Raw genomic sequence first — 4,858 nt, 5'->3', positions numbered from 1 at the left:
GCCATAGGCGAGGGCGGCGATCGCCTGCGCGCCGCCGACGCGGTAGATTTCGGACACGCCTGATATGTCCGCTGCCACCAGCACCAGCGGATTGATGATGCCGCCCGGCGCCGGCACGACCATGACGATGCGCTCGACGCCGGCCACTCTGGCCGGCACGGCGTTCATCAGCACCGAGCTCGGATAGCTCGCCGTACCGCCCGGCACATAGAGCCCGACGGCCTCGATCGCCGTCCAACGCCAGCCGAGCTCGACGCCGGCGGCATCTGTATAGCGATCGTCCTTCGGCCGCTGCCGTTCATGATGCGAGCGGATGCGGTCGCGCGCGAACTCCAGCGCCTCGATCGTCTTTGGGTCGGCCGTTTCGTAGGCGGTTGCGATGTCTTCCTTAGACACGGCAATGCCGAGGCCGGTCAAATCGGCGCGATCGAATTTCCGCGTATAGTCGATCAGTGCCGCGTCGCCCTCGGCGCGCACGCGCGCGATGATGTCGCGCACCGCGGCATCGACATCGGCGGAGACCTCCCGCTTGGTCGTGAGGAAGGCGGCGAAACGTTGCTCGAAATCGGCATCGGACTGACGAAGCGTGATGGCCATCGGACGCTCAGGCCTTGTGGATGGGGCGCGAGGTGGCTTCCCACGCCCCGCCGATGTCGGCAAGACGGGCCTCGATGCACTCGACGTCGAGCATGATCGCACCGCCGCCCGAGAAGATCAGCTCGACGATGCCGGCCGGCTTGCTGATCTCGATGAAGCTGATCGCCAGCAGCGACAGGACTTCGGCAGGCTTGTCGCGGTCAATACCGCTGGTCTTGGCCCCGAGCACGCGGTCGAAATGCAGCACGGCCTGCCGTCGCTCATTATGCTGGCGAAACAGGCCGGATTTTGCCTCCCAGACGAAACGGTTCATGGTCAGCAGGAAACGCTTGGCCGCGGGGAGGAATTCGAGGTCGCTGACTTTCAGCACGGCATCCTGGACATGAGCCGAAACGATGCTCAGATCCTGGTCGTCGAGCGCGATAAGCTTAAGGGCGGTCATACGGATTTCGCACCTGAAGGTTGATTGTTCAGCCTTCTGTTAGGCGGTCTTGGCGATCGGTGCAACCGCACCAACAGCTGCAGCTCTGCGCTGCCCCTCATCGCCCTGCCGGGCACTTCTCCCCGGATAGTGACGGGGAGAAGGACGCTGCCGCGAAGGATTTCGCCAATCTCCTGCGCTGCTAGAGAGGAGCCGAGGTCGCGGGCTACGCCGAAACCCGTTCGATCACCGCGCCGCAGTTGGACAGCTTTTCTTCCAGCCGCTCGAAGCCGCGATCGAGGTGGTAGACGCGGTTGACCGTGGTCTCGCCTTCCGCCGCCAGGCCGGCGATGACCAGCGAGACAGAGGCGCGAAGATCGGTCGCCATGACCGGCGCGCCCTTCAGCTTCGGCACGCCGTCGACGATCGCCGTCTGGCCCGAAAGCGTGATGTGAGCGCCGAGCCGCGCCAGTTCCTGCACATGCATGAAGCGGTTCTCGAAGATCGTCTCGGTGATGCGCGACTTACCCTTGGCCATGGTCATCAGGCCCATGAACTGCGCCTGCAAATCGGTCGGGAAGGCCGGGAAGGGTGCTGTCGTCACGTCGACCGGCGAAATGCCGGCGCCGTTGCGCCTCACCCGGATGCCGGAATTGGTCGGCGTGATCTCCGCACCCGTCTGGGCGATCACGTCCAGTGCGGTCTGCAGCAGGTCCGCACGCGCGCCTTCGAGCACGACGTCGCCGCCGGTCATGGCGACGGCCATCGCATAGGTGCCGGTCTCGATGCGGTCGGGAATGACGCGCACGCGCGCACCGGAGAGCGATTCGACGCCGTCGATGGCAATGGTTGGCGTGCCGGCGCCGGAAATCTTCGCGCCCATGGCGTTGAGGCACTCGGCCAGATTGACGATCTCGGGCTCGCAGGCGGCATTTTCCAGCACCGTCTCGCCCTTGGCGAGTGCCGCGGCCATCATCAGCACATGGGTGGCGCCGACCGAGACCTTCGGGAAGATATAGCGGTTGCCGACAAGGCGGCCATTCCGGGTCTTGGCGATGACATAGCCGGTGTCGACGTCGATATCAGCGCCCAGCGCCTGGAGGCCCTCGAGGAACAGATCGACCGGCCGCGTGCCGATGGCGCAACCGCCCGGCAGCGACACTTTTGCTTCGCCCATGCGCGCCAGCAGCGGGCCGATCACCCAGAACGAGGCGCGCATCTTCGACACCAGCTCGTAGGGCGCTGTGGTGTCGACGATGTTGCGGGCGGAGAAGTTGATGGTGCGCGAATAGCCCTCATTCTGCTTCTCGCGGCGGCCATTGACCGAATAATCGACGCCGTGATTGCCCAGGATGCGGATCAGCTGCTCAACATCGGCCAGATGCGGCACGTTTTCCAGCGTCAGTGTGTCGTCGGTCAAAAGCGAGGCGATCATCAAAGGCAGCGCCGCGTTTTTCGCGCCCGAGATCGGAATGCTTCCGGAGAGCTTGTTGCCCCCGACAATTCTGATGCGATCCATGGAAGAACGTCCCTCTCGGCCAAAAAAGGGCCGGTTCAATCGTTTGAGTAGCGGCCCGTCTAGACCATTGGCCAATCTGGTTCAAGAAATAGGATTTCGCCCACCCCAGGCCAAGAGTGACCTATTTGAGTTAATCTTTTTGTATTTTCTTCGATGCAGCGAGCCCGTCCGGACGCAGGTCGGCCTCGCCGGTCCGCCGCGAGCGCGACTGCGCCTTGCGCTTCTGCAGATTGGCGCGCAATTGCTCGGCGAGCCGATCCTTGCGGATTGTTGCGCTGCTTTTCGGTGGACCATCCTTTTTCACTGGAATTGTCTTGTCGTCCATCGCCCATCCCGCCGGCGACCCACCAGCTTGCTGTTCAGGGATAGCCAACATTGTGGCACTGCCATGTCATTAAAAGCCATCCGGCAAAGCCTTTCACAGAAGCGTTGCACTTGGCCTTGCGCTTGCCGGTTCGATATGGCAGAAGCCCCGCCATCAGCGGCTGCGGTAGCTCAGTGGTAGAGCACTCCCTTGGTAAGGGAGAGGTCGAGAGTTCAATCCTCTCTCGCAGCACCAGTTTCCAACATCCCTGTTGCCGCACGATCGTCCTCTGCATTTGCGAGGGCGAGGCGGGTACATGGGATGGCGCGGCCCTCGTGCCGGCAGACCCGATCAGCGGTTCATTGCTTCAGAAAATGGCTGCCACAGGCAAATCCAGCCGAAGCGCATTCCGGCAAGACACGATTCATTAACCAAGATGCTATTCATCGACATGACGTATTGTGGCATGGATGCCCGTCTTCGCCGGTCAGATCCATGCTTGTCAGGAAGAGGGCCGAAAGGCTCCTGATCTGGGCGGAAATCTAAATCGCCCGAAACAAAAGAACGTGCAAGGCATGAACGTGAGCGAAAACGTGCAAAACGCCCCCGGTGCTTCCCGTCTTTGGACCCTGCCTGCCATCATCGCAGCGTTCCTTTGCCTGTGCGCTACCGGCGCGTTCGCGGAGACGCGTGCTTTGAGGATTCAACATCTCCATACGGGCGAGAAGGCTGAAATCGTCTTCAAGCGCAATGGGCGCTATGATCCGGCGGGATTGAAGAAGATCAATCTCATGCTGCGCGACTGGCGTCGCAACGAACCGACGAAGATGGATCCGCGCCTGCTCGATCTTGTCTGGCAGGCCTATCGCGCCAGCGGCTCGACAGCCTATATCCATGTGGTCAGCGCCTATCGTTCGCCGGCGACGAACGCCATGCTGCGCAGCCGCTCGAAGGGTGTGGCCCGGGAGAGCCAACACATGGTTGGCCGCGCGATGGACTTCTTCCTGCCGGATGTGCCGCTGAAGAAACTGCGCGACATCGGCCTCAAAATGCAGGGCGGCGGCGTGGGTTATTACCCCACCTCCGGTTCGCCTTTCATACACATGGATGTCGGCAATGTGCGGCATTGGCCGGGCATCAGCCGCCAGGAACTCGCCAAGGTATTTCCGAACGGCAACACACTGCATGTGCCGAGCGACGGCAAACCGCTGCCCGGCTATGAGCAGGCGTTTGCCGCCTACAAATCGCGCAAGGGCGCCGGCACGCCCAACATCGAGCTGGCAAGCGTCGACGGCGGCCAACGCAGGCCGCGTGGCCTGCTGGCGACGCTCTTGGGCGGGGGCGGCGCAGACGAGTCCGATGATGTCGCCGAAGCGGTGCCGGCGCCACGCAAACCGGCGAGGTCCGTCGAACCCAGACCGGCCGGACAGGGTATCGCTATCGTGCCGCCGCAGGATGCCCAGCGGGCTGACATCCAGATTGCTGGCAGCGATCCAGGCGAAGAACCGCTTGCCGGGCAGAAGGGGAAGACGCCTGAAGCGATCGTCATGGCGATGGCGCCGGGCTCAGTGCCGCTGCCGGCCTTCGCACCGCGCGCCGAGTTCACGGCACCCGTTCCCACCCCGGAAACCGCACCGTTGGCAATCGCCGGCGCGTCCACGGCGCAGGCCGAGCTGGCCGTTGCCAAGCCGGACGCCGCGAATGCCGATGCCGCTGCCACGAGCGTCGCGCCGGAGATGATGGCGCTCAACGTCCCATTGCCGACATGGCGGCCGGAAAGCCAGTCAAGCCCGACGCGCCAGTTGGAAGCAGCCAAATCTGGCGATGCCATCGGTGTCTTGCTGGCCATGCATCACCCCGACGACGGGCTGGCCGGCGAGCGGATCGCGGCGCCGGCGTCAAAGCCAGAAGATCGCGTCAGGACGAACCCCAAGGCCGATCGTGTCCAGCGGCGCCCCGATTCCGAGGCAGATCGCGCTATTACCGGTGGGGCCGCATCAACAGGGGCGCCCATGAT

General features: G+C 63.4%; 5 protein-coding genes and 1 tRNA gene. 2 read left to right on the top strand and 4 right to left on the bottom strand.

Annotation, left to right across the window (positions count from 1 at the left end):
* The 4 genes from EN994_RS18025 to EN994_RS18010 form a co-directional block, all read right to left on the bottom strand.
* The coding region (locus EN994_RS18025; protein ID WP_206530418.1) for a histidinol dehydrogenase at positions 1-597 on the bottom strand (597 nt) is incomplete at its 3' end.
* Positions 598-604: 7 nt separating this feature from the next.
* Entirely contained in the window at positions 605-1,039 is a 435-nt protein-coding gene (locus EN994_RS18020; protein ID WP_013530200.1) for a DUF2948 family protein, read from the bottom strand.
* Between the two features lie 205 nt (positions 1,040-1,244).
* A complete protein-coding gene (gene murA / locus EN994_RS18015) occupies positions 1,245-2,537 on the bottom strand; it encodes a UDP-N-acetylglucosamine 1-carboxyvinyltransferase (RefSeq protein WP_127307694.1) in 1,293 nt (430 codons plus the stop codon).
* A gap of 130 nt (positions 2,538-2,667) precedes the next feature.
* Positions 2,668-2,862, bottom strand: coding sequence for a hypothetical protein (locus EN994_RS18010; protein ID WP_013530202.1), 195 nt, complete (start codon positions 2,860-2,862; stop codon positions 2,668-2,670).
* Positions 2,863-3,021: 159 nt separating this feature from the next.
* On the opposite strand from EN994_RS18010, the gene EN994_RS18005 reads away from it, so the two are divergent.
* Both EN994_RS18005 and EN994_RS18000 read left to right on the top strand, forming a co-directional pair.
* Positions 3,022-3,096, top strand: a tRNA-Thr gene (locus tag EN994_RS18005).
* Positions 3,097-3,416: 320 nt separating this feature from the next.
* The coding region (locus EN994_RS18000) for a DUF882 domain-containing protein (RefSeq protein WP_127307693.1) at positions 3,417-4,858 on the top strand (1,442 nt) is incomplete at its 3' end.

Origin of the sequence: Mesorhizobium sp. M7A.F.Ca.CA.002.09.1.1, assembly GCF_003998555.1 — a bacterium.
GTDB lineage: Bacteria > Pseudomonadota > Alphaproteobacteria > Rhizobiales > Rhizobiaceae > Mesorhizobium > Mesorhizobium ciceri.
This window is presented reverse-complemented; position numbering and strand designations above follow the sequence as displayed.